The 24,583-nt window shown below is 62.8% G+C and carries 28 protein-coding genes and 1 tRNA gene; 15 read left to right on the top strand and 14 right to left on the bottom strand.

The features are described from left to right. Positions 1-2 precede the first annotated feature (2 nt). Positions 3-983, bottom strand: coding sequence for an ADP-glyceromanno-heptose 6-epimerase (gene rfaD / locus S101446_RS13195; protein WP_087608547.1), 981 nt, complete (start codon positions 981-983; stop codon positions 3-5). A 165-nt stretch (positions 984-1,148) separates the two neighbouring features. Here rfaD and S101446_RS13190 point away from each other — a divergent pair, with 165 nt between their 5' ends. The 5 genes from S101446_RS13190 to S101446_RS13170 all read left to right on the top strand — a co-directional run bounded on the left by S101446_RS13190 (position 1,149) and on the right by S101446_RS13170 (position 3,795). After that, positions 1,149-1,436, top strand: coding sequence for an accessory factor UbiK family protein (locus tag S101446_RS13190; RefSeq protein WP_010508799.1), 288 nt, complete (start codon positions 1,149-1,151; stop codon positions 1,434-1,436). Between the two features lie 151 nt (positions 1,437-1,587). Continuing rightward, positions 1,588-2,091 (top strand): type III secretion system chaperone family protein, encoded by a 504-nt coding sequence (locus S101446_RS13185; protein WP_026019653.1) that lies wholly within the window; start codon positions 1,588-1,590, stop codon positions 2,089-2,091. Continuing rightward, positions 2,091-2,927 (top strand): pyrroline-5-carboxylate reductase, encoded by an 837-nt coding sequence (gene proC, locus S101446_RS13180; protein ID WP_087608546.1) that lies wholly within the window; start codon positions 2,091-2,093, stop codon positions 2,925-2,927. The genes S101446_RS13185 and proC overlap by 1 nt, the downstream gene beginning before the upstream one ends. Before the next feature lie 57 nt (positions 2,928-2,984). Beyond that, positions 2,985-3,626 (top strand): TetR family transcriptional regulator, encoded by a 642-nt coding sequence (locus S101446_RS13175; protein ID WP_087608545.1) that lies wholly within the window; start codon positions 2,985-2,987, stop codon positions 3,624-3,626. A gap of 94 nt (positions 3,627-3,720) precedes the next feature. Further along, a tRNA-Gln gene (locus tag S101446_RS13170) sits at positions 3,721-3,795 on the top strand. Between the two features lie 151 nt (positions 3,796-3,946). On the opposite strand, the gene S101446_RS13165 is transcribed toward S101446_RS13170, so the two are convergent. Then, a complete protein-coding gene (locus tag S101446_RS13165; RefSeq protein ID WP_019086093.1) occupies positions 3,947-5,002 on the bottom strand; it encodes an alpha-E domain-containing protein in 1,056 nt (351 codons plus the stop codon). Beyond that, entirely contained in the window at positions 4,984-6,450 is a 1,467-nt protein-coding gene (locus S101446_RS13160; RefSeq protein WP_019091160.1) for a circularly permuted type 2 ATP-grasp protein, read from the bottom strand. Before S101446_RS13160 ends, S101446_RS13165 begins: the two co-directional genes overlap by 19 nt. Positions 6,451-6,495: 45 nt before the next feature. Between S101446_RS13160 and S101446_RS17780 the strand changes: the two genes are divergently transcribed. The 4 genes from S101446_RS17780 to S101446_RS18275 all read left to right on the top strand — a co-directional run bounded on the left by S101446_RS17780 (position 6,496) and on the right by S101446_RS18275 (position 9,110). Beyond that, the gene (locus S101446_RS17780; protein ID WP_010508810.1) at positions 6,496-6,729 is read left to right on the top strand and encodes a hypothetical protein; all 234 of its coding nucleotides are present in this window, start codon (positions 6,496-6,498) and stop codon (positions 6,727-6,729) included. Between the two features lie 5 nt (positions 6,730-6,734). After that, positions 6,735-7,652, top strand: a complete 918-nt coding sequence (locus S101446_RS13155; RefSeq protein ID WP_087608544.1) for a transglutaminase family protein — start codon at positions 6,735-6,737, stop codon at positions 7,650-7,652. Beyond that, positions 7,649-8,731, top strand: coding sequence for a zinc-binding metallopeptidase family protein (locus tag S101446_RS13150; RefSeq protein ID WP_087608543.1), 1,083 nt, complete (start codon positions 7,649-7,651; stop codon positions 8,729-8,731). Before S101446_RS13155 ends, S101446_RS13150 begins: the two co-directional genes overlap by 4 nt. 115 nt (positions 8,732-8,846) lie before the next feature. Next, on the top strand, positions 8,847-9,110 hold the full coding sequence (locus tag S101446_RS18275) for a hypothetical protein (RefSeq protein ID WP_157684852.1): 264 nt from the start codon (positions 8,847-8,849) through the stop codon (positions 9,108-9,110). A gap of 80 nt (positions 9,111-9,190) precedes the next feature. Here S101446_RS18275 and S101446_RS13140 read toward each other — a convergent pair whose 3' ends face one another. Further along, positions 9,191-10,135 carry a LysR family transcriptional regulator gene (locus tag S101446_RS13140; RefSeq protein WP_087608541.1) on the bottom strand — a complete coding sequence of 315 codons (945 nt, stop codon included), beginning with the start codon at positions 10,133-10,135 and terminating at the stop codon, positions 9,191-9,193. Between the two features lie 106 nt (positions 10,136-10,241). On the opposite strand from S101446_RS13140, the gene S101446_RS13135 reads away from it, so the two are divergent. The 3 genes from S101446_RS13135 to S101446_RS13125 are packed head-to-tail and all read left to right on the top strand — an operon-like array spanning position 10,242 to position 12,978. Continuing rightward, a complete protein-coding gene (locus S101446_RS13135) occupies positions 10,242-10,985 on the top strand; it encodes a (Fe-S)-binding protein (RefSeq protein WP_010508820.1) in 744 nt (247 codons plus the stop codon). Next, entirely contained in the window at positions 10,982-12,394 is a 1,413-nt protein-coding gene (locus S101446_RS13130) for a lactate utilization protein B (RefSeq protein ID WP_010508822.1), read from the top strand. The genes S101446_RS13135 and S101446_RS13130 overlap by 4 nt, the downstream gene beginning before the upstream one ends. Then, positions 12,391-12,978, top strand: coding sequence for a LutC/YkgG family protein (locus tag S101446_RS13125; protein WP_087608540.1), 588 nt, complete (start codon positions 12,391-12,393; stop codon positions 12,976-12,978). Before S101446_RS13130 ends, S101446_RS13125 begins: the two co-directional genes overlap by 4 nt. Positions 12,979-13,034: 56 nt before the next feature. Here the strand turns inward: S101446_RS13125 and S101446_RS13120 are convergent, their stop codons facing one another. The 3 genes from S101446_RS13120 to S101446_RS13110 form a co-directional block, all read right to left on the bottom strand. Then, positions 13,035-13,304, bottom strand: a complete 270-nt coding sequence (locus S101446_RS13120; protein ID WP_010508825.1) for an HU family DNA-binding protein — start codon at positions 13,302-13,304, stop codon at positions 13,035-13,037. Between the two features lie 345 nt (positions 13,305-13,649). Further along, positions 13,650-15,062, bottom strand: a complete 1,413-nt coding sequence (locus S101446_RS13115) for a calcium-binding protein (RefSeq protein ID WP_087608539.1) — start codon at positions 15,060-15,062, stop codon at positions 13,650-13,652. Positions 15,063-15,227: 165 nt separating this feature from the next. Next, the gene (locus S101446_RS13110) at positions 15,228-17,288 is read right to left on the bottom strand and encodes an NAD(+) synthase (protein ID WP_087608538.1); all 2,061 of its coding nucleotides are present in this window, start codon (positions 17,286-17,288) and stop codon (positions 15,228-15,230) included. Positions 17,289-17,413: 125 nt separating this feature from the next. Between S101446_RS13110 and S101446_RS13105 the strand changes: the two genes are divergently transcribed. Further along, on the top strand, positions 17,414-17,590 hold the full coding sequence (locus tag S101446_RS13105; RefSeq protein ID WP_010508831.1) for a DUF1328 domain-containing protein: 177 nt from the start codon (positions 17,414-17,416) through the stop codon (positions 17,588-17,590). Here S101446_RS13105 and S101446_RS13100 read toward each other — a convergent pair. From S101446_RS13100 to S101446_RS13070, 7 genes are all read right to left on the bottom strand, one after another. Then, positions 17,544-18,053 carry a disulfide bond formation protein B gene (locus tag S101446_RS13100; RefSeq protein WP_026019655.1) on the bottom strand — a complete coding sequence of 170 codons (510 nt, stop codon included), beginning with the start codon at positions 18,051-18,053 and terminating at the stop codon, positions 17,544-17,546. The two genes, S101446_RS13105 and S101446_RS13100, sit on opposite strands and share 47 nt — an antisense overlap. Before the next feature lie 6 nt (positions 18,054-18,059). Next, complete coding sequence (locus S101446_RS13095) at positions 18,060-19,412, bottom strand: alpha,alpha-trehalose-phosphate synthase (UDP-forming) (protein WP_010508835.1); 1,353 nt, start codon at positions 19,410-19,412, stop codon at positions 18,060-18,062. Continuing rightward, positions 19,400-20,155, bottom strand: coding sequence for a trehalose-phosphatase (gene otsB / locus S101446_RS13090; RefSeq protein ID WP_087608537.1), 756 nt, complete (start codon positions 20,153-20,155; stop codon positions 19,400-19,402). Before otsB ends, S101446_RS13095 begins: the two co-directional genes overlap by 13 nt. Before the next feature lie 96 nt (positions 20,156-20,251). Then, entirely contained in the window at positions 20,252-20,902 is a 651-nt protein-coding gene (locus tag S101446_RS13085; RefSeq protein WP_087608536.1) for a DUF2155 domain-containing protein, read from the bottom strand. Then, positions 20,899-21,129 carry a hypothetical protein gene (locus tag S101446_RS13080; RefSeq protein WP_019086489.1) on the bottom strand — a complete coding sequence of 77 codons (231 nt, stop codon included), beginning with the start codon at positions 21,127-21,129 and terminating at the stop codon, positions 20,899-20,901. The genes S101446_RS13085 and S101446_RS13080 overlap by 4 nt, the downstream gene beginning before the upstream one ends. Continuing rightward, on the bottom strand, positions 21,126-21,668 hold the full coding sequence (gene mlaD, locus S101446_RS13075; protein WP_048850812.1) for an outer membrane lipid asymmetry maintenance protein MlaD: 543 nt from the start codon (positions 21,666-21,668) through the stop codon (positions 21,126-21,128). The genes S101446_RS13080 and mlaD overlap by 4 nt, the downstream gene beginning before the upstream one ends. A 59-nt stretch (positions 21,669-21,727) precedes the next feature. Next, a complete protein-coding gene (locus tag S101446_RS13070) occupies positions 21,728-22,096 on the bottom strand; it encodes an NADH-ubiquinone oxidoreductase subunit NDUFA12 family protein (RefSeq protein ID WP_010508845.1) in 369 nt (122 codons plus the stop codon). Between the two features lie 326 nt (positions 22,097-22,422). On the opposite strand from S101446_RS13070, the gene S101446_RS13065 reads away from it, so the two are divergent. Both S101446_RS13065 and S101446_RS13060 read left to right on the top strand, forming a co-directional pair. Beyond that, complete coding sequence (locus S101446_RS13065) at positions 22,423-24,021, top strand: TSCPD domain-containing protein (protein WP_087608535.1); 1,599 nt, start codon at positions 22,423-22,425, stop codon at positions 24,019-24,021. Positions 24,022-24,066: 45 nt separating this feature from the next. Next, positions 24,067-24,534 (top strand): RidA family protein, encoded by a 468-nt coding sequence (locus S101446_RS13060; protein WP_019086492.1) that lies wholly within the window; start codon positions 24,067-24,069, stop codon positions 24,532-24,534. Positions 24,535-24,583: the final 49 nt, after the last annotated feature.

The following is a 24,583-nucleotide window of genomic DNA, read 5'->3' as shown; positions in this document are numbered from 1 at the left end:
GATTACAGATAGGAATCGGGGGCGGCAAGGTAGTCGTGGACGTAACGGTGCACCCCGTCCTCCAGCGTGGTGAAGGGACGGGTATAGCCCGCGGCCCGCAGCCTGCGCATGTCGGCACAGGTAAAGGACTGGTACTGCCCGCGCAGGGCTTCGGGCATGTCGATGAATTCGATGCGACGCGGCACGTTCGCCGCATCGCATACCGCATGGGCCAGGTCGGTATAGGTGCGCGCGGCCCCGGTGCCACAGTTGAACAGTCCGCACACGGCGCCATGGTCCAGCAGCCACAGTATGACATCGACCACATCCCCCACCCAGATGAAGTCGCGCGCCTGCGCCCCGTCCGCCAGACCCGGCACGTCGGAACGGAACAGGCGCAGCGGCTGGCCCGCGCGGGCCTCGTCATACTTGACCTTCACCACCGAGATCATGCGCCCCTTGTGGTATTCATTGGGGCCATAGACATTGAAGAACTTCAGCCCCGCCCATGACAGGCCCGACATCGCCCCGCCCGCCACCCGGCGCAGCACCGAGCGGTCGAATGCCTGCTTGGACCAGCCATACAGGTTGAGCGGCTTCAGGTGGTCCAGCAGGGCGGGATCGTCATTGAACTGTTCGGCCCTGTCCGCCGCCCCGTATGTCGCGGCAGAGGAAGCATAGATGAACCGCACCCCTTCATGCGCGCACCACGACAGCAGCCGTTCGGACAGGTCCACGTTGGTGCGCCACACCAGGTCGCCATCGGTTGCCGTCGTCTCGCTGATCGCGCCCAGGTGGATCACGGCCGATATGTCCGGACGGGTTTCAAGCCACGCGTCCAGCGCCTCGGGGGCGATGATGCGCGTGGGCGTGTGGTGACGCAGGTTACGCCACTTGCCTTCATTGCCCAGCCAGTCCACCACGACCGTATCGATCCCGCGCGCCTGCAGCGCCTGCTGCACGCACGATCCGATAAAGCCCGCCCCCCCGGTAATAACGATCACTGTCCCGCACCCTGCCCTGTTGCATGGAAGTCGATATTGCGGCGTCGCCACGGCCGCTGCAATCGTGCGGATAGCCCTGAGCCGCCAATGTGTCTATAGTGGCTGCTTTCATCTCGCGCGTGGACTGGCACAGGACGCGGCGCGGAACGTCATGGAGTATCCACTATGTCCGACAGGCCCCGCATTTTTGATGACCTAGCCGGCGTGGCCGGTGGCGCGTTCTCGGCGCTGGCTGGCGTGCGTGAGGAAATCGGCGCCATCGTCCGCGCGCGCGTGGATGAAACACTGGGCAGCCTGAACCTTGTCCGCCGCGATGAATTCGAGGTCGTGCGCGAAGTCGCGACCCGTGCGCGCCTGGCGCAGGGCGAACTGGAAAACCGGATCAGCCGGCTGGAAGAACGCGTCTCCGACCTTGAGGCCAGCCTGACCGCGCCCACGCGTCCGGGGCTGTAAGCACGACGCTTGCAGCGCGCGCCGGTGGGCCATAGTGTAACAGGACGGTCCGCGCCCTGATTCCCCGCAACAGGCCACGGACCGGATGCAGAGATACGCGGAATCCGGCGCATGCCGGGATTTCCTCCACGACGGCTTCGGGGAGTGCCACATGCCAGCTCTGACTGAAACAGCGATCCCTCGCAATACGAATCCACTCGATCTGATGGAACGGATCGTGGGCGGATATGACTGGAATTTCGAACGCCGCAACGATTCGGAAATGGCGGCCGAGGCACCGGGGAAATGGTGCGATTACGGCCTGTTCTTCTGCTGGTCGGAAGAAGTGAACGCCATGCATTTCACCTGCACCTTCGACCTCAAGGTCCCCGCGGACCAGCGGCGCAACCTGTTCGAACTGCTTGCACTGGCCAACGAACGGCTGTGGATCGGCCATTTCAGCATGGATCCCGACCATGGCACGCCGGTCTTCCGCCACGCGGTCCTGCTGCGCGGGTCACGTGGCGCATCCGTGGAAAGCCTGGAAGACATGATCGACATCGCACTGACCGAATGTGAACGTTTCTACCCTGCCTTCCAGTTCGTGCTGTGGGGCGGCAAGAAACCGGCGGACGCGCTGGAAGCCGCGATGCTTGACTGCGTGGGGATGGCCTGATGACGGAAACGCTCCCCCCTCTCCTTCTGGTCGGTTGCGGCAAGATGGGCGGCGCGATGCTGGACGGGTGGCTGAAGGAAGGGCTGGCCCCGTCCTTCATCGTCGACCGTCACCGGGAATCCGTGCCTGCCCCGCACCATCTTGTCCGCAGCCTTGATGATGTCCCGGCCGATTTCCGGCCGGGCATGATCATACTGGCCACCAAACCGCAGAAGGTGGACGCCGTCCTGCCCACGGTCGCGCAGTTCGCCCTTCATGCGCCCGTCATATCGGTACTGGCGGGCCGCACGGTAAAAAGCCTGACGGATGCGCTGGCCGCCCTTCAGCCACCAGGCAGCCCGACACCCATCGTGATCCGCACCATGCCCAATACACCCAGCGCCATCGGGCAGGGCATGACGGTCTGCTACGCGCCCCCCATCGCCACGCCCGCACAGCGCAGCCTGTGCACACGCCTGCTGCGCGCGGTGGGGGAAGTGGCATGGGTCGAGCATGAAGACCAGATCGACATCGTCACATCCATTTCCGGCAGCGGACCGGCCTATGTCTTCTTGCTGGCGGAACTGCTGGAACAGCTGGGCGTGGCCGATGGCCTGCCGCCCGACCTTGCCCGCCTGATCGCGCGCCAGACGGTATCGGGCGCGGGCGCGCTGATGCAGCAGAGCGGCATCGACGCCGCAACCCTGCGCCGCAACGTGACCAGCCCCAACGGCACGACGCAGAAGGCACTGGAAGTGCTGATGGCGGACGGCGCATGGCCCGCGACCCTTGCCGCCGCCCTGAAGGCGGGGGCAAAACGGGCGCGTGAACTGTCAGGCCCGCAACCCGTTTCATGACCACGCGGTGCCGTGTGCCCACCACCGATACCCTTAACCCGGAAGATTATGCCCTCCATGGATAACGACCTGTTTGACGCCACCCTTCTCCGCTCAGCGTTGGAACGTGCCGCTTCGCACGGCTGGCGACGCGTGACGGTCGTTGACGCGGCACGCGACGCCGGGCTGAGCCTGGAGACCGCGCGCAGGCGCGCACCGTGCAAGGCGATGCTGCTGCTGACGCTGGGCCGGCTGGCGGATGAGGCGGCGCTGGTGGAGGACGAATCCGAAGGCAGCGTGCGTGAAAAACTGTTCGACATGCTCATGCGCCGGCTGGACGTGTTCCAGCAGTACCGCGAGGGCGTGCGCAGCGTGCTGCACGCCCTGCCAATGGACCCGCCCCTGGCCATCCTGCTGGGCGGCGCGACGCTGGAAAGCATGAAGTGGATTGCCAACGCGGCGGGCATGGAAACCAGTGGCCTGGCCGGTGGCCTGCGCCTGCAGGCCCTGCTGGGCGTCTGGACCATGACACTGCGGGCATGGGACAAGGATGACAGTCAGGACATGGGCACCACCATGGCAGCCCTTGATCAGGCGCTGGACCGCGCCGCACGCTTTACCGGCCTGGCCCCGGCGGCGCCGCAGGCCCCCATGCCCGGTGGCGGGTATGACGCGGGCACCGACCCGCTGGTGGACCTGCCGCTGGAACCTTCGGCCTGAATGAATCCGATCGGGCCGTCCCCCCTTTACGGGACGGCCCTTTAGACATTAGAAGATCACCATATCGCGCGAATCGCACGGTTACCGGACTTATTGGGGCGTAGCCAAGTGGTAAGGCAGCGGATTTTGATTCCGCCATGCGGAGGTTCGAACCCTCCCGCCCCAGCCAGTCATTCCTGAAATCGTAACGTATCAGGGCCGTCCAGCCCTGCGCCATTCCGTAAATTCAAAAGAAGTTTCCGGTGCAGCTTTTTCCAAAGCTTCAGGCGACACCGCCTTTTTAAACAAAGGCGATGCGCGGAAACCTTTATTGCCTGCCCCTAATCCTGCATCTGTTCCATCCGCCCCGGGCCAGTGGACTGGACGGATACGGCAGGGGGCCAGAAGGCATGGGCGATTTCGTTCTGGATCTGACGCAGTTCGCGCTGGATCCAGTCCATGTATTCATGCAGGCCCCGCATGATGATGTCTTCCACCGTCTGCTCAGCCAGCGTGACACGCAGTTCCTCCACCCGTTCAATGATCGGGGCGCAATGACGCAGGCGGTACTCACCCGCCAGTGATCCCATCACGCTGTAGACACTGCGCAGGCTGGTGGACAGCGAACGGGGAAAACCGTCATTCTTCAGCAGGAAACCCACGATATTGGCGGGTGTCATCCCTTCGGGCAGGACACGGCGGAAGGCATGGTACGCCGCTGCTGACCGCAGCACGGATGTCCACTGGCTCATGTCGATGTCCGAACCGACCCCAACCCCGCTGGGCAGCAGGGTATGGTATTTTATGTCGATCAGCCGTGTGATCTGGTCCGCGCGTTCAAGGTGCTTGCCAAGGATATAGAAAAGCCATGCCTGATCACGGTACAGCGTGCCCTCGGTTATGCCGAAATGGGTCTGGCAGTCCTGCTTCAGGCGCGTGCACAGGCCGGACAGGTAGCCAGCACCCACATCATTGGGCCCCAGTTCCATGACCCAGCGCGTAAAGACGTTCAGGTGCATCCACATCTCGGTCGAGATCAGGGGACGCAGCACCCGCGCATTTTCCCGCGCGTAACGGGCCATGGACACGATGGAATCCGGATTGTTGGCATCGATGATGTAGAAGGCCACCACGCTGCGCTCGGTCGCGGCCTCATGATGCTGGAAGAACAGGCCTTCATCCGCGTTGATGCGGATGACGCTGTCCCATCCCGCATCCAGGTTGGTGGCTGAAACCGATGTGCTGGTCACCTCGATCAGGCGGGCGAGGTTTTCAATACGCTCCATATAACGCGACAGCCACATCGTGCTTTCGGCATAGCGCGAAAGCAGGTTGCGCAGCCCCGGCATGACCGGAGCGGGAAAGACCGAAACCTGTGTCATGATGCCAGCACCCATGTATCCTTTGACCCACCACCCTGCGATGAATTGACCACCAGCGACCCCTTGCGCAACGCCACGCGCGACAGGCCGCCCGGCAGCACCCACGTATCGCGCCCGGTCACGGCAAAGGGGCGCAGGTCCACATGCCGCGCCTCGACCCCCGCGGGGCATAACGTGGGGGACACCGACAGGCTTATGACCGGCTGGCTTATGTAATTTGCCGGGTTGGCGCGCAGCAGGGCCCGGAATTCATCCAGTTCCGTCTGCGTCGCATGGGGACCGATCAGCAGCCCGTAGCCGCCGGATTCGCCCACCGGCTTGACCACCAGCCGTTCAATGTTGGCCAGCGTGTATTCCAGCCCCTCGCGCTCGGCGCAGATATGGGTTTCCACGTTGGTCAGGATCGGCTCCTCATCCAGGTAATAACGGATGATGCGCGGCATGTAGGCGTAAACCGCCTTGTCATCCGCAACGCCCGTGCCAATGGCGTTGGCCAGCGTCACGTTGCCCCTGCGATAGGCATCCACCAGTCCGGGCACGCCCAGCATGCTGTCGGGATTGAACACCTGCGGGTCAAGAAAATCGTCATTCAGCCGCCGGTAGATGGAATGGACCGGACGGGGGCCGGCCACGGTGCGCATGTAGACACGCCCGTCCTCCACCATCAGGTCACGCCCCTCGACCAGCGGGATGCCCATTTCACGCGCCAGGAACACATGCTCGAAATACGCGGCGTTATAGATGCCGGGCGAAAGCAGGACCACCTGCGGGCTGTCCACGCCTGTGGGCGCGACCTCCGCCAGCGCGCGGTGCAGGCGCGGGCCGTATTCATCCACCGGGCGGATGTTCAGCCCCCGTGCCAGATCAGGCATGAGGCGCAGCATCATCTGCCGGTCTTCCAGCACGTATGACACCCCTGACGGCGTGCGGGCGTTGTCTTCCAGCACCAGGAAGCGGCCATCGCGGTCGCGCACCAGGTCGGTGCCATTGATATGCACGTAAACCCCGCCGGGCACATCCAGCCCGACCATGGCCTGACAGTAATTGGCGTTGCCCAGCACCAGGCCCGCCGGCACCACGCCATCATTGAGGATATGCCGGTCGTGGTAGATATCATGCAGGAACAGGTTGATGGCGCGCACGCGCTGCTGCACGCCGCGTTCGACATGGTCCCATTCCGCCGCGGTCAGCACGCGCGGGATGACATCGAACGGCAGGACGCGATCAATCGCCTCCCGGTCGGAATAGACGGTAAACGTTATGCCAAGGCGGTAGAACTGCGCTTCCACCGCGGCCGCCCTGCGCCGCAGTTCCGCCAGGTCAAAGCGCGCCAGGCGGTCACGCACCAGTTGCAGGCCGGGGGGCGGGATATCCCCGCGATTGAGCAGTTCACAGAAAAAATCCGGAATGTCGTATGTCGCGAACAGCCCGGCGGCCTGTGCTGCCATATTCATATCATTCATGTCCTACCCCCGCTGGCGTGGAGGTGGATCAGGCGCGAAGGAATCATGTCCGCCCACCTGCAATTTCGTTTCGATCCGTTTCTAGCGGAGCAAGAAAATCGTCTCTTGCCAAGAACGAATCTGCATTCCCTTCCCATTCAGGCCAAAATGCCGGAAAAATACGATATTGCCGCCGCCACCAATCCTGATAGCGTGGACGGCAACAGACACACCACGTCCGAACCGCACCATCGCCGGATCACGATGGCAGGCATGCGGGACAGTTTTCCGGGGCTCTAGATTACATGAACGCGCATGCCATGCTGGTCCACCACACACGGTACCGATACGACCGGCCCGTTCACCTTGGCCCGCAGACCATCCGCCTGCATCCCCTGCCGGGCTGTCGCAACATCCTGTCCCACAGCATGGACATCGCGCCCCAGCCCTGTACGCGCGTTTGGGGACAGGATGCATCTGGCAACCGGATCGCCCGCGTCACGTTTCCCGAACGCGTCACGCATTTCGACATTACCGTACGCCTTGCAACCGACCTGACGCCCATCAACCCGTTCCACTTCACCCTTGCCCCGTCCGCCCGCCAGTGGCCTGCAGGGGGCACGGGCGACGATCCTGCCCTTGCCCCCTACAGGCTGAACGCAGACGACGGCGCGGATGGGTCGCCTACCCCGCTGCTTGATGCCTTTGTGGAAGAATGGCGCGCTAGGCTGCCCTGCCCCACACTGGACCTGCTGGTGGACCTGAACCGGTCCATCGCAACACGCATCACCTACCGCATCCGGCCCGAAGCGGGTGTATGGTCGCCAGAGGAAACCCTGTCCCACGTCGCCGGTTCCTGCCGCGACAGCGCGTGGCTGCTGATTGCCGTGCTGCGCCGGCTGGGCTTTGCCGCCCGGTTTGTATCGGGCTACCTGTTCCAGCCGGACCTGAATGCCCCCGACCGGCTGGGCTGCGACCTGCATGCATGGACGCAGGTACATGTGCCCGGCGCAGGCTGGATCGGACTGGATACGACATCGGGCCTGCTGGCGGCACAGGGACATATCCCGCTGGCAGTCGCCACGACCCCACAGCACGCCGCCCCGGTCAGTGGCCTGCTGGACCATTGCGTCGCCACATTTGAAGCCGTGATGGAAACCATGCCCATGCCCCCGGTCGCGGATATGGCATCCACCCCGCGCCGGGCTATACACCCCTCATGAAACTGTTTTTCTGCCAGTCATGCCAGCAGGTCCTGTTTTTCGAAAATACGGCATGCGAACGCTGCGGCCATACGCTGGGCTACGTGCCGGAACGGACCGTCCTGTCCGCGCTGGACGCCATGGGGGACGGGTTGTGGCAACCGCTGGCAACACCCGATGCCCCGCCGCGCGCGCTATGCGTCAACAACGCTTACAGCGCGTGCAACTGGCTGGCTGAACCGGGGCGGCCCTTCTGCATCGCCTGCAGTTTCAACCGCACCATTCCCAACCTGTCGGTGCCGGGCAATATCGCGCGGTGGCAGAAGGTGGAAGTGGCCAAGCACCGCCTGTTCTACAGCCTGCTGCGGCTTGGCCTGCCCCTGCGCAACCGGCGGCAGGATCCCGAAGGCGGGCTGGCGTTCGATTTCCTCGACAGTCTGCCCGATGGCACGCCCGCCATGACGGGCCACATGAACGGCGTCATCACCATCGCCCTGAACGAAACGGATGACGCACGCCGTGAACAGCTACGGCAGGAAATGGGGGAATACTATCGCACTCTGCTGGGCCATTTCCGCCATGAAATCGGGCATTACTACTGGAACGTGCTGATCCGGGACGCGGGGCCTGAACGACTGGCCGCCTGCCGGGTGGTATTTGGCGATGACCGGCGCGATTACGCCGACAGCCTGAAGGCCCATTACGCGGCCCCGGCCAGTGACGCCTGGCGCGGCCAGTATGTCAGCCACTATGCCACGTCCCATCCGTGGGAGGATTTTGCCGAGACATGGGCGCATTACCTGCACATCATCTCGACCCTTGAGACCGCATGGGCCTATGGCATGTCCATTGATGCCGCAGGGGCACATGCGCCACCGCTGCGCACCAGCGTCCGGCGTGACCCCTATACCGAAATGTCCTTTGACGAAATCACGCAGGGCTGGCTGCCACTGACCTATGCGGTCAACAGCCTAAACCGTTCCATGGGCCTGCCGGATTTCTATCCCTTTGTGCTGACGCCGGAGATCCTGCGCAAGCTGTCTTTCATCCATGACCTGATCCGCGAAAGCCGCGTGGCGCAGGCGCCCGCCGGGGCCTGATCGACTGTCAGGATTCTATAATTTAAAAATTATTCTTTACGGTTTATATTAAGGCCACGATGCGTCGTTTAAAATTTCCAAAAGAAAACATTCACATCTATGGAAAGAGATAAAAATGGGAATAGCCATACTTTCTTTTGAGCCCATACTTGCTTTCTTAATTGTATTTCTTGCAATTTCCGTTCCATTTTTATTAAAAATAATTTTGTATACAATTCGTGGATTTTACAATCTTTTCATATACTTCATAAGCGGTGAATATAAAAAAGATATGGAAGAGATAGATCGGGAAGAAGAAGCCAAAGCCGAAGCTGCAAAAAAGAAGACACAGAACAATCGTGGCTTTGAAGACGAAATAAGAAAAAAATATAATCTTTAAATTACCGGGGCCAGCATACTGGATGACCTGCAAGACCAGGCCCGGAAACCTGTGGCATTTCCGTATAATGGGTGGGACCGCTAGGCTTCTTCCCCCTGATCCTGCCGGGAAAGGTCGGCCTGCGTGCCCGCATACATGTCACGGCAGCAGGCCCGCAGGGTCGTGATGAAATTGGACAGCAGCGGCACATGCTGGCCCGCCCGCATGGCAATGGCCAGTTCCGCGCGTGGCGCCTTGGCGCCGAGCGAATGGTAGGTCACGCCACCGGAATGGATCTGGTGCAGCGAACGCGGCACGACAGATACCCCAAGCCCGGCCGCCACCAGCGGCACGGTGGAGGCGATCTGCGGGGCCTGCTGGCCCATGCGCGGCGTGAAACCGGCATTGTGGCAGGCGGACAGGATGGCGTCATGAAACCCCGGCCCCAGTTCACGCGGGAAGATGATGAAGGGTTCATCCACCAGCATTTCCAGTTCAAGATGGGGGCGGGTGGCCAGCGGGTGCCCCTTGGGCAGGGCCACGACCGTTTCCTCCTCCAGCAGGGGGGATACCAGCAGCCCCGCGCCATCGGGCACTGGCGGGCGGACAATGGCGATATCTATGGCCCGGTCATGCAGGCTCTTGCGCAGGGCGGGGGTATTGCTTTCTTCCAGGTAGATGGTGACATCGGGCCAGAGTTCCCGGAAACGCCGCACCGTCAGCGGGATCATGGGCAGCAGCGAGACCGCGCCCGCCAGCCCCACGCGGATATGTCCCTTCTCACCGCGCGCCAGCCCCTGCGCCGTGGCCAGAAACTGCTGCTGCATGCCCAGCAGGGCGCGGGCCTGATCCAGCAGGATCATCCCGACATCCGTCAGCCTGACCCCGCGCGTCAGCCGCTGGAACAGCAGGACGCCCAGTTCGTTTTCCAGCTGCTTGATCTGCTGGCTCAGAGGTGGTTGTTCTATGCCTAGCTGCTCTGCGGCACGGGTGAAGCTGCCATTGTCGGCAACGGCTACAAAATAACGTAAATGCCTTAGATCCATGTTCCATATAAATTATATATGGGAATGTCTTTCAATATATATTTGACGAAATAACATGGCTTGCGCCACGTTTCGCGCCAATCGTGCTGAGGATGAGTATCCCATAATGAAAATCGGCCTGTTCATTCCGTGTTATATCGACGCGTTCTACCCTGAAGCGGGGATCGCCACGCTGGAACTGCTGGAAAAACTGGGACAGGATGTCGAATATCCGCTGGACCAGACCTGCTGCGGCCAGCCCATGGGCAATTCCGGCTGCAATTCGGATGCCGCCGCGGCGGAAGCCCTGTTTGTGCGCAATTTCGCCAAATACGACAAGATCGTCATGCCTTCAGGCAGCTGCACGCATCATGTCCGCGACAATTTTGATGCGATCCCGCAGACCGATGAAGTGCGCCATGTGCGCGAAAACACTTATGAACTGGTCGAATTCCTGCATGACGTCCTGAAGGTGGATGCCTTCCCCTGGGCGGAATTCAACCATACCGTGGGCCTGCACAACAGCTGCGGCACGCTGCGCGCCCTGCGCACGGCCAGCATGTCCGAACTGGGCGAAAAGCCGTTTTCCAAGCCGATGGACCTGTTGAAGAAGGTAAAGGGAATCCGCTTCGTCACCCCCAAGCGCCCCGATGAATGCTGCGGGTTTGGCGGTACCTTCTCGGTCACGGAAGAAGCGGTGTCGGCCAAAATGGGCGTGGACAAGGTGCGTGACCATTACCAGGCAGGGGCGGATTACATCGTCTCGGCCGACTCTTCATGCGTGATGCACCAGCAGGGCTGCGCCGAACGCGCGGGGGTACCCATCCGCTTCATTCATATCGCGCAGATCCTTAACGGAGCAGCAGAATGAGCAACAAGCCCGTCAACCACGCCCGGGCGGCGGAGCATTTCCTCGAGGATGCGCCCCACCTGCAGTTCCATGACGAACGCCTGTGGGACATGCGCCAGAAGCGTGACGCCCAGATGCACATCCTGCCTGAATGGCAGGAACTGCGCGAGGAAGCATCGCGCATCAAGGAGCACACGCTCTCCCGCCTGCCCGAATATCTGGAGCAGTTCGAGGAAAACGCGAAAAAGAACGGCATTCACGTCCACTGGGCGCGCGACGGGGCGGAACATAACCGCATCGTGGGCGAAATCCTGAAGTCCCATAACGCGCGCAACCTGATCAAGAGCAAGTCCATGGTCACCGAAGAATGTGACATGCGGCCCTATCTTGCAAAACAGGGTGTCACCGTAACCGAAACCGACCTTGGCGAACGCATCCAGCAGCTTGATGACCAGCTGCCCAGCCACATCGTGGTGCCGGCGGTGCACAAGCTGACATCGGACGTGGCGAAAATCTTCGCCAAGGACTATCACACCGACCCCAACATCCGTGACCCGCACCTTCTGGCCGAAGCACAGCGACAGGCGGCGCGCCCCGTGATCCTGCACGCGGATGCGGGCATGACCGGCGGCAACTTCGTTGTGGCGGAAACCGGCACGTTCGTGGTCTGCACCAACGAAGGCAATGCCGACCTGAGCGCGACGGTGCCCAACCTGCACATCGCGACCATCGGCATTGAACGCCTCGTGCCCCGCATGGCCGACCTTGGCGTGTTCATCCGCCTGCTGTCGCGCAGTGCGCTGGGATCACCGATCACGCAGTACACCACCCATTTCCGTGGCCCGCAGAAGGGTGGCGAGATGCATGTGGTGCTGGTCGATAACGGGCGTTCCGCACGTCTGGGCATGGAAGATTTCTGGACGTCGCTCAAATGCATCCGCTGTGGCGCGTGCATGAACACCTGCCCGGTCTATCGCCGTTCGGGCGGGCTGTCCTATGGCGCGGTGTATTCCGGCCCGATCGGCGCGATCATCGACCCGACCTTCAACGAACGCAAATACAGCACGCTTCCCTATGCCTCGACACTGAACGGAAGCTGCACCAATGTCTGCCCGGTCAAGATCAACATCCACGAGCAGCTGTACAAATGGCGCCGCGTGCTGGTGCAGCACCATGAAATGCCCTTCGTCAAGCGTGAGATCATGCACATGGCGGGCAAGCTCATGGGTCAGCCCAAGCTGTATCGCGCCGCCATCAAGGCGACCGAGGTCTCGCTGGGCACCATGCCGCGCTTCGTGCTGTATAACTGGCTGAACCCGTGGGGCAAGCATCGCGAAAACCCCCATCCGGTCAAGCAGACATTCAATGACTGGTATCGCAAGAACCGCGAGAAGGCCAAGCCTGCCGCCGCACCGGAGACCAAGAAATGAACACCGCACGCGACGAGATCCTGCAGGCCATGCGCAACAACCGCCCTACGCCGGAAAACCATCCGCTACCGCCAGTAAAGACGCTGGGCGATCTGGATGCCAGCCGTGAACGTTTTATCGCCAGCCTGAAGATACTGGGCGGTGACGTGCTGGAACCGGTTGAGGGGGAGACGCTGGACCAGGCGATCACACGCCGTCACCCGGATGCGAAGGTGATCTGTTCCAACGTGCCTGAAGCGAAAGGCACGCTGCCGGTGGAAAAGGTCAAGACCCCGCAGGACGCGGCGACCATTGACGTGACCGTGGTGCGCGCACCGTTCGGCATTGCGGAAATGGGGTCGATCTTCCTCAGCGAATCGCAGCTGCCGATCAATTCCTTCGCCCATCTGGGGCAGCACATCGTGGTCGTGCTGTCCCCGGATGCCATTACGGCGAACATGCATACCGCGTATCAGGAACGGCCGGAATTCAAGACCGCCAATTATGGCGTGTTGATGAGCGGCCCCTCCGCCACGGCGGATATCCAGGGCGTGCTGATCCGGGGCGCACAGGGTGTGCGTTCCCTTTCGGTCTGGTTTGCCTGAACGTTCAGACATGCCCTTCGCGCCATTTTCCTGAAATGGCGCGAAGCTGCCTGATATCAGACGGCCTTCTTCAGGTTGGGACTGGCCTTGAACCGCACGGTCTTGCCGGCCTTGACCTTGACCTGTTCACCCGTGCGGGGATTAAGCGCCTGGCGGGCCTTGGTTTTCTTGACCGTAAACGTGCCGAAAGACGGCAGGGTAAAGCCCCCCTCGCGCTTCAGTTCCTTGACAATTGCCGCGATCAGGTCGGAGGCAGCCTGATTGGCCGCGACGCCCGTGCAATCAATCGAATCCTGTATAACTGCTGCAATGAAGGCTTTACTCATCGTAACGGCCTGCTCCCTTCTGGCTGAAAATTGACGTCGTGAATATCCTGTTTCCGTAGTCAAATGGGACGATCGCCGCCATCTGGACCGGACGGTCGCGGCTTTTACCCTGATGATTGGGGTTACACCAGCAATTTTTTGTTATCACATGAAAATTTCTGCTGTCATAGTCAGCAAGAACCGTAACTGTTTTACAAACAGCAGTTATATCGGTTACCTTCCGCGATAACAGATTGTTTATATCGAAATCGTATCATTGTAGTCAAAAAAAATAACCCGGATAAAATGACGCCGTTGCCAGATATGCCCCCGGCCGGAGGCGATATCTGGTACAGGCCCTTCGGGTCAGCTTTTGAAATTCTGTACCTTCAGGTCCGTCACGCCGACAAAGGTAATCCGGGTATCATCCGTCAGGCTGACAGTCGTATTCCCACCGGAAATGGTGGCGTTGTCCAGCATGGCCTGGATGGAAGACGATGTCGCATCATAACCGGCCAGCGTGACGACATTACCTGCCGATTTGCCGAAATCCTGAATGATGTCGTTGCCACCGGCCTTGCCCTTGATAAATTCGAATTCCGTCTTGGCGCTTCCTGCCATGAGCAGGTCGTCGCCCGTCCCGGCCTGCAGGGTATCGTGCCCGCTGCCGCCAATCAGGGTATCGTTGCCACTGCCCCCCACGGCATACAGATTGCCTGTTGACAGGCCACCATCCAGCGTTTCGTTCCCGCTACTGGCATAATAGGTGGCGGTTGTCTTTGTATTCGCCGTCAGGTCCAGTCCCGCCGTGCCATAAATGGTGGCATGGTTGCCGGTCACGGTATCGGAAATGCCGTTACTGCCATCAATGAAGGTCAGGCTGCCATTCACGCTGACCGAAATCGTACTGGCATTCACGTCATCAAGGTGGGTGGAATAACTGGCGGAAATCGTATCGTTGCTGCCACCACTCACGGTCAGTGCTTCATCTCCCCGGATGGTGCTGTCACTGACCGAATCGACGACCAGGTTATTGTTGCCATAAATGGAGTCGGACACACCGCCGTCGATGGTGTTGGTATAGCAGGCGGGATTATGTTCCCCGAAGTAATCATCATCCCCGTAACCACTGATGGTGGAATGGCTGACATCCTGCACCATCACGCCGTCAATGACCCGCAAATTCACGTCGCCACCGTTAAATCGCGCCGCATCCGCAGTGCTGCCGGGCGCGTTCCAGTCGCCGGTTACGGTCGGCCTGCCGTCAGCGCCATAAATGGTGTCGGCTCCACCCAGGACATGGATGGTGTCGTTCCCCTTGCCACTGACGAAATCCGTATTGCCACCGGCAGCGTAATAATTCACGTCACCTGACTGCGCGACGAAATCCACCGTGCCCATGTCACCATCAATGACGGTGGCGGCATGCGTGGCGCCCTTCAGGATGATCCTGCTGTTCAGCGGGGTCGAGGTGGTGCTGCCGATCTCGACCTCGGTGCCGGTCACGGTGTGTGTGCCAGCAGTCGTGATCTGCTGGTTCACGCCGCCAGACTGCTCCATCACGGTATCGATCCCGGCCACGCCGAACATGCGCACGGCCAGCGCCGGAATATCATTGCCATAGGCCTGCTGCAGGGCCGAGACCTCGGCACTGGAAACGTTGCCGAGCGACTGCAGCGCCGCGACCTCGCTCACCCTGTGCAGTCCCAGTATGATATCGCTCTTGTCCGGGTTGATGCCCAGCGTCAGGCCAGTGGCCCCGGTTACGGTCACTCCCATGCATTCCGTTCCTTTTCACGCATCGCGGGAACATGCATGTCTCCCGACCTCGCTACAGATATCCGCTACCCGCGTCGCTTGATCGCCACGACCGGGAAGGAGATGCTTTCACGACGGTAATTGACAGCAATGGGTTAAGAAATTCGGAATCAGGGTCAGATTGGTTCAGTTTAATGGAACACGTTTTTCCAGTTCCTCCAGCCAGATGCGGGCATTGCCGTCAGATGGCGCGCGCCAGTCCCCGCGCGGCGACAGCGCGCCCCCGGCCACGACCTTCGGCCCGTTGGGCATGGCCGAACGCTTGAACTGGCTGAAGCCAAAGAAACGGTTCAGGAAAACCCCAAGCCAGTGCCGAATTTCGGACAGGGCATAGGCACGCCTGCCATCTGCGGGGAAACCCGGCGGCCATGCCCCCCGCGTGGCGTCGCCCCATGCATGCAGCGCCATGAACGCGACCTTGGACGGACGGAAGCCGTACCGTAGCACATGGAACAGGGTAAAATCCTGCAATGCGTACGGCCCGATCAGCGACTCCGTGCTCTGCACCGCCTGCGCGGCCGTGGCGGGCACCAGTTCGGGCGAGATCTCGGTGGAGAGGATGGCATCCAGCACCGCACAGGTCCGTGCCTGTTCCTGTCCATTGGCCATGACCCAGCGGATCAGGTGCTGGATCAATGTTTTCGGCAGGCCGGAATTGACGTTGTAATGCGCCATCTGGTCACCCACGCCATAGGTACACCAGCCCAATGCCAGTTCCGACAGGTCGCCCGTGCCGATCACGATCCCGCCCGACTGGTTGGCCAGCCGGAACAGGAAGTCGGTCCGCAGCCCGGCCTGCACATTTTCAAACGTGACATCGTACACGTCCTTCCCCGCGGCGAAGGGGTGCCCCATCTGTTCCAGCATAAGCTTCGCCGCAGGACGGATGTCGATCTCGCGCGCCTGTATGCCCAACGCCGTCATCAGTTCATGCGCATTGCCACGCGTGTCGCTGCTGGTGCCAAAACCGGGCATCGTGTAGCCCAGCACCGCCTGGCGCCCCAGCCCGCTTTCATCCGCCGCCCGCACCGCCACCAGCAGGGCATGGGTGGAATCCAGGCCGCCAGACACCCCGATGACCAGCGTTTTCGCCCGTGACGCCTGCAATCGCCGCTTCAGGGCCGTGACCTGTATGGTAAAGGCCTCGTAACAGTCCTGATCCAGCACGCCGGGGTCACTGGGCACGAAGGGGAAGCGGGGAATGGCGCGCCGCAGGCCAATATCCCCGGCCGGTGGCGTCAGGGCAAGATCGATCCAGCGCCAGTCCTGGCTCCCTTCATGCGCGCGGTTGTCGGCAAAGCTGCCCATGCGCAGGCGTTCCTGCCGCAGCAGGTCAAGATCCACATCCGCCATCAGCGTGACCAGGCCGGACGGGAAACGCGCACTTTCCGCCAGGATCGCACCATTTTCAAAAATGGAGGTCTGTCCGTCCCATGCCACGTCGGTGGTCGATTCCCCCTCCCCCGCCGCGGCATAAACGTAGGCACACACACATCGTGCGGAATGGGACTGGCACAGCAGCGTGCGCGTGCGTGCCTTGCCCACCGTGATATTGGATGCCGACAGGTTGGCGATGACCGTAGCCCCGGCAAGGGCTGCCTGAATGCCCGGTGGCTGGGGCACCCACATGTCCTCACAGATTTCAGCGGCCACCACCAGACCCGGCACGGCGCGGGCACGGAACAGCAGGTCGGTGCCAAACGGCACGTCATGGCCATGGATCGCGACATGGCCGCCCCGCAGCCCCGCACCGGCGCTGAACTGCCGGGCTTCATAAAATTCCCGGTAATCAGGCAGGTAGGATTTGGGAATGACACCAAGAATACGCCCGTCATGCAGGGCTATGGCGCAATTATACAGCGCATCCCCCCACACGACCGGTGCCCCCACCAGCACCAGCGGCCGCAAGCCTGCCGTCTGCCCCGCAAGCCACGTGATGGCGTCCCCCACGCGGTCCAGCAGCACATCCTGCTGGCGCAGGTCCTCGATCGCATAACCGGACAGACCCAGTTCGGGAAAAACCGCGACCACTGCCCCGGCGTCATGGCAGGCACGGATGCCGTCATGCGTGCGACGCGCATTTTCCATGGGGTCAGCCAGCACGACCGGTAGCGTGCATGCGGCCACACGTGCGAACCCATGAGTGTACAGAGCGTAAAATCCGGCCATGCCACTGCCTGCTGTCATATCCTGTATCCCAGCCCCAAAAGCCAAAATCATGACCCCGATGAACCGGGTGCCATCTGGCGCATTGTTATAGAGCGGATGGCATGCCCGCGTCTGTCACAACAACGATCGGAAGGAACCGAATCATGGACCTGTTACGCTGGACCATCACATTCCTTGTCCTGGCCCTGATCGCCGCGGTCTTTGGCTTCGGCGGCATATCTGACACCTTTGCCTATTTTGGCAAGGTGCTGTTCTTCGTCTTTATCGTCCTGTTCATCCTTGGATTGTTTTTCGGCCGCGGCCGCGGAACTTCGCCCTGATCCGCAATCCCCGGCGTACAAGCGGGATCAGCGCAAGGGCATAGATCCCGTCCATCATGGCCATGGATACTGGCACGCCGGGCACCAGATAGGTTGCCGCGTCGCACGGCTTGGCCGGGCGGCGCGGCATGGAGGCCAGGCGTTCGGCAAAACTGCCGCCATGGAACGTGGGCGCACGGCATTCAGGCAGCGGACTGGCCCACCAGCCCTGCTCCACCCCCACATGCACCACCGACAGCCCGAACGCGCACAGCAGCACCGGCACGCACAGCCACAGCACGCCACGCGCCGTGTCACGCGGCAGAACGGTGGCCAGTCCCCCCAGCACGATCAGGATACGATAGGGCCAGCGTTCCCACAGGCATAGCCCGCAGGGTACGTGACCAAGTATGTCCTGGCTCCACCACGCCACACCAAGTGCGGCAAAGCCTGCCAGCACCATCAATAAAGCAGTTGAACGCATGGCTGGTTACGATCGGTCCACGGCGGGCGCCGCCTGCAGCGCGCGCATGAAGTCAGCGGCCCAGCTTACGGCTGTCGTGCTGCTGACCTCGCGCTCCAGCACCTGCCAGCGCGTACGCCGTTCCGCAAGGCCCATTGTCAGCGCTTCATGCAGGGCGTCGGCAATCTCATCAGGGTCATACGGGTTGACCAGGATGCCTTCATCCATTTCCGGCGCGGCCCCCGCAAAATGCGACAGGATCAGCACACCCGGGTCAGCCGGGTCCTGTGCCGCAACGTATTCCTTGGCCACAAGGTTCATGCCGTCGCGCAGGGGCGTAATCAGGGCAGCTTCCGCCCGGCGGTAGAACCCGGCCAGAACCTCACGCGGCAGGGGACGGGTGATATAGCGGATGGGTGTCCAGTCGAATTCGGAATAGGCCCCGTTGATCCGCCCGGTCAGTTCATCCAGCTGGCGACGCAGTTGGCGATATTCCTCGACACCGCCACGTGAGATCGGGGCGACCTGCAGGAATGTGACCTTGCCACGATGTTCGGGGTAGCGGGCCAGAAGCGCCTCATACCCGCGAAAGCGCTCAGGCAGGCCCTTGGAATAATCCAGCCGGTCCACGCCCAGAACCAGCTTTGCGCCGCGCAGGCTGTCTTCCAGCCGCCTGACCTCCGGCCCCTGCATGCTTTTTTCCGCCTGCGCGCGGAATTCATCGGGATCGATGCCAATGGGAAATGCCTGCCCCCGTGGCGGCAGGCCATTGACTTCCAGCGAATGGTTCAGGTTCTCGGCATCCTCGGGGGTCTGCACGCCCACCAGATCGTAGCTCTGCATGTCCTCAAGCAGCAGTTCCGCGCCCGGGAGCGATCGCACAAGGCTCCATGGTGGAAAGGGAATATGCAGGAAGAAACCGATCCGGCACTTCACCCCCAGGTCCCGCAGCGCCTGCCCCAGCGGGAACAGGTGGTAATCATGGACCCATATCACGTCATCGGGCCGCAGCAGCGGCAGCAGCGTGCGCGCGAACATGGCGTTGACCGCAAGGTAGGTTTCCCAGTCCGTGCGGGAATAATTCATCAGTCCCACGCGGTAATGGAACAGCGGCCACAGGATGCCGTTGGAGAAATTCTGGTAAAATCCCTCGTACTGCAGCGGGGTCAGGTCAATGGTGGCGTAGGTTACGTTGTCAACCCGGTCCAGCCGGGGCACGGGATCGCCGCCATGAAGCTGTACCTGCTTGCCTGACCAGCCGAACCACAGTGATTCCCCCTCACGCAGCGCGTCTTTCAGGCCAACGGCCAGGCCACCGGCGGGCTGGCTGCGTTCACGCGGGGACGGGACGCGGTTGGAAACAATAATCAGTCGCCCCATGCGTTCCTGCCTCCCTGTGCCAGTTGCGCAAGCCAGCCGCGAAAGGCGGCAGGATCGGGGAAATCGGCGGGGATGCGGAAGCCGACCCCACCCAGATGCACCGCCATGCGGATGCCATCTTCATCCGTAACGTCATCGCCAACGAAAATGGGGGATCGCCCGGCAAAGGGTGCGCTTTGCATGAGCACCTCCACCGCGTGGCCCTTGTCTATGCCGGCGGGGCGGATTTCCCATGCCATCTTGGCGGCCTGGACATGAAAGGCACCGCCTGTTGCGGCAACCCAGCCATCCGCCACCTTGCCCAATGCCTCCCCGGCATCGGGCGCGCCGCGGTAATGCAGCACCAGCCCAGCCTTCTTGCGTTCGATCCGCACGCCAGGATGGGCCTGCGCCAGCCTGTCGGCCTGTTCCAGCCACGCGGCAGGCACCGGCGGCAGGGGCGCGCGTTCAATGGCCTGCCCCGGTGCGTGCCGGATGGCGATGCCATGCTCACCCGCCACTGCATAAGGCACGTCCCCCAGAAAATGGTCGATCTGGTCAATGGGCCGTCCCGAAATCACAGCCAGCGCATTCCCGCATTTGTCACGCAGGCGCTTGAGCGTATCGAGCAGGCCGGGCGCCACCACAACGGATTCAGGCGTGGGCGCGATATCAACCAGTGTCCCATCAAAATCCAGCAGGAATGCCGCGCGGGCAGGCGGGGGCAGCCGATCGAGCGAAGGAAGGGAAGGTATCTTGCTCATGATGGATCTAGCCTCCGGCAAAGCTGGGGAATACGCAAGCCCGGAACCACACCGGACAGGCCGACAGCATTGATACGATACAAATTAAACTATTATCTAATGCAGCATTAGCGGGGCTGCCCCCTCATCCGCAGGGTCAGCAGGCGGCGGGGTTGGCAATGGCGGGGAAACCGGGGCCACGGCCGTCGTGGGGGCCTGCGTGGGGGACAGGGGCTGCGCCACATCGACATCGCCCGCCCCGGACGTGGGCGACGGGGTGGCCCCGACCACCGGAACCGGGCTGCCATCCGCACCGGGCTGCGGCACGGCGGCAACCGCCAGCGGCGGTGGCACGGGGGCGACCGCATCCCCGCCGCAACCCGCAAGCTGCACGTCGTATAGCGGGTTCTGGAACACGCCGGTCGCAGGTTCGGCTACGGCCATCCAGCCCTGGAAGGGCGCCATGCCTTCATGCGCATCATGCACTTCCAGCCAGGCGGCGCTGTCCGCAGGCAGGGTGGGCGGGCGCTGCAGGCATGACGTGGCATGCAGCGTCAGGCTTTTATACGGCACGTCCTGCCCGGTGGGGATATCGAGCATCTGGATATGGGCGTCGAGCTTGTCCAGCACCCTTACCGTGGCAATCGTGCGCCCCTGCCACGTATCGGGGGGATACATGGCGGGCGGGGCCAGCCATTCAGCCGCATGGGCATGGACGGGCAGGCTGGCAAGCAGGGCGGCGGGCAGGCACCGCAGCAGACGCCTCATGCCTTCGGGCTCCGCAGGTTGCCCACAAGATCGAGCAGGATCCGGCGCATCGCCACCTCATCCACGCCCATCAGAATCGCGTCCTCGAACGCATCACGGAGAATACCCTGCAATTCAGTATAATTTTCCTGCAATATCAGCAATTTGTCGCGACATGACACTGGCGTGCCATCAGGTTGCGGCCAGACAGCCGGCATGCCCGCGCTGGCGTTTCCGTCCTGGGTCATGGGGTCTCTCCACCCACGGGGGCGGCAGCCGGCCGGGACGCCTGGGCCTTGTCCTGTCGCGCCTTGGTCAGCGTATCGGTGACGGAGAAGATGAACTTGCTCAGCAACTGTTCCAGGCTGATCGCGCCCTGCGTCTCGCCAATCGTGCCGCCGGGGGCCAGCATCTTTTCATCGCCACCGGGGGACAGGGCGATATACTTGCCCCCCAGCAGGCTGTCGCTGGTAATGATCGCCGCCGTATCATCGGGCAATTTGATATCGGGCCGCACGGTAAAGGTGACCTGGGCGGCAAAGGTCTTGGGATCGACATGCTCATCGACCACCTGCCCGACCGTGATCCCGGCCAGCCTGACATCCGACCCCACGGACAGGCCATCGATATGGGCGAAACCCGCGTTCAGGCGATAACCGGATTCATGCGGCCGTCCCTTGTCCAGCACGGCATAGGCCAGAAGCCCCGCCAGCACGGCCAGCACGGCAAACCCGGCAAGGAGTTCCGCGGGCTGGCGCACCGCCCGGCCTGAAACAGCAGCAACCATGTTGGCAAAGCTTCCCCAATATCCAGTGGCGCATACCCTAGCAGGTTACGCCACCGGTTTCATCCCTCGGGGTACCATGCCTCATAATCGCTGGTAGTTGAAGCCCGCTGCCCGCCGCGCAGGTCGCTGCCGGGGGGATGGTACGCCGCCACGGTCCCGGTCTGGTTGGGCTGCCACGGCTGCTGCCATGGCTGGCGCGCGCTTTCGGGCAGGGGCGCGTCCTCCATATGGTGCAGCCAGCCCCACCATTCTGGCGGGACGGCGGATGCGTCCTCCCCCTTGTGATAGATGACCCAGCGTTCATGCCGCTTTTCCCCGCCGCCGGTACGGTTGGGGGTCCGGGCCTCATAATAGGGTCGGCCGTCGGCGTCCCTGCCGACCAGCCGCCCCCTGAAATGCGTATAGATACGGGTGCCTAGATTTGCCATGACCGAAGCCTAGTCCGCCCGCACGCGCGCGGTCCACGCGCATATGCGCGATCAATCGTCACATCTGCGGGATCAGGCCGTAGCGGCATGACGGCGCTACGGCTTACGCCTGCCCGCGCGCGTACCTGCCCCCACCGGTGCGGGAATGCGCCGCCCCGCGACGGGACTCGACCGCCGTCGCGGAGCGCATGCGCAGCCCGATCCACCCCCGGTTCGGGCGCGTGCGTACTTATCCCCCATATCCACGGTATCCAGTGGAATGTATAGTTGCGACTCCGGTCCAGACGGGTTCCGCACGCCCGGTCCGTGCCGGTAAAACAGTAGGCATGACAGCACGAAGCCACTGGAACGGCGTGCGCATGCGCACCGTCGAGGCCGCAGCCGACCCCGACGACGCCCCACGTTCCGTTACCCTGCCCGCCGACTGGGATGACACGGCAGCCGAGGCCCTGGCCCAGCTGACGCCCGGCCATGGTCCAGCCAGCCTGCCGGTCGAGGCCGCGCGATGGATAGACGACCTGTGTACGGGCGAGGTGGCGGGCCCCATTGTCCGCCCCATCGCGCGCACGCTGTCGTGCCTGCTGCTGATGCGGCAGGCGGCACCTGCCGAAAGCCTGTGGCATGGCCATCATGACCGCAGGCCCGCCTTCGTGGTCAACCTCGCGGCCTTTGTCGAAGCTGATAACGGTTTCATGGCCACCGATTTTGTCGCGGCCCTGCGCCTGCTGGCCCGCGTGCTGCGCGCGGCGTCACGACAGAAGATGCACATGCGCAATGGCGAACTGCCGCTGCCCGACCCAAAGGGGCAGCAGGCCACGCCCCACCTGCGCGCCGTCCCCGCCCCTGCCGCGGCCGAACCCCGCGAACGCCCGCCCATGGCGGGCGCCATCCTGCTGACCAACCTCGATACCTGCCTTGCGGGGCTGGGGCTGGATTATGACAGCGAGGCCGGGCGCGACGCGGCATGCAGCATCGTGGCCCTGGCCACCCTTGTCGCCCATTCGGGCGAGGGGGCTGACGCCATGCCCCTGCCGCCCGTGCGCAGCATCCTGCCCGGCGTCAGCCAGATCGCGCGCGCGGTGTGGCAGGAAGCCGCGGTCGAGACCGACCACCCCGCCGCCCGCGTCGAAACCGGATTTTCCACGCCCGGCCCGATCGATGCGTTGCTGGGGGTGGAATCGTGCGGGCTCGCCCCGGTCTTTTCCCCGCTGCGCGCCGACGGGCGGCTGGCCACCAGCACGCTGGCACGCCTTGCGTGCCGGGGGCTGACGCTGGAAGCGGCCTTTGCCGCGACACTGGCGGGGGACACCGTGCTGCCGCTGCCCGGTGCTGCGTCCCATCAGGCCATGCACCGTGCGTTAAGCGGCTTCGTGGACCGTGTGCCCGCCCGCCCCGACGCCACGCGCGACACGCTGGCCACCCGCGTGGGACTGGAACGTGGCGCACGCCGCCCCCTGCCCGCGCGTCATGGCGGCTTTACCCAGAAGGCCAGCGTGGGCGGCCATCGCCTGTTCCTGCGCACGGGTGAATATGCCGACGGGTCACTGGGCGAAATCAGCCTGACCCCCACGCGCGAAAGCCCGATGGTACGCGGGTTGATGGATACGCTGGGGCAGGCCGTCAGCATCGGCCTGCAATACGGCGCGCCGCTGGAAAGCTATGTCGAGGCCTTTGCCTACACCCATTTCGGCCCTGCCGGCACGGTGGAGGGCGACCCGGTTGCATCATACGCGACATCCATGCTGGACTATGCCTTCCGGGCGCTGTCCGACGCCTATCTGGGTCGCAGGCTGCCCGACGCCCCGCATGAGGACATGATGATGGACACTCCCGCCCCCATGCTGCCGCTGGACCTGCCTGAATCCGGCAATGACGATGGCGATGACACCCCCCCCCGGCGGCGCAGGCTGCGGCTGGTCGGATGACACGACAGCCGTAATTTCCCACCCCTGAAGACAGAGGATGACCCGATGCCCGACACCACTCCCGAACAGCGCCTGAAGCAGCTTGGCATTGTCCTGCCCACCCCTGCCGCGCCGGTGGCGAATTATGTCGCCGCCGTCATCAGCGGTTCCTCGCTGGTGGTGTCAGGACAGCTGCCGCTGGTCGATGGCAAGCTGCTGACCACGGGCAAGCTGGGTGACAGCGTGGCCGTGGAACTGGCGGTCGAGGCCGCACGCTACAGCATGGTCAACGTGATCGCGCAGGTGAAGGCCGCGATTGGTGACCTGTCGCGCGTGAAACGCGTTGTCCGCCTGGGCGGATTCATCGCCTGCACGCCGGACTTCACGCAGCATGCCGCCGTCATGAATGGCGCATCCGACCTGGCGGTGGCGGTATTCGGTGACGCGGGCCGCCATGCGCGCTCCACCGTGGGCGTGCCGTCGCTGCCGCTCGATTCGGCGGTTGAAGTGGAAGGCCTGTTCGAAATAGGCTGAGGCAAAGCCCCACCACGGAAAAGGGAGCCTGTCATGACCCCAACGCCCC

The organism is Komagataeibacter europaeus, assembly GCF_002173515.1.
Lineage (GTDB): Bacteria > Pseudomonadota > Alphaproteobacteria > Acetobacterales > Acetobacteraceae > Komagataeibacter > Komagataeibacter europaeus.
This window is presented reverse-complemented; position numbering and strand designations above follow the sequence as displayed.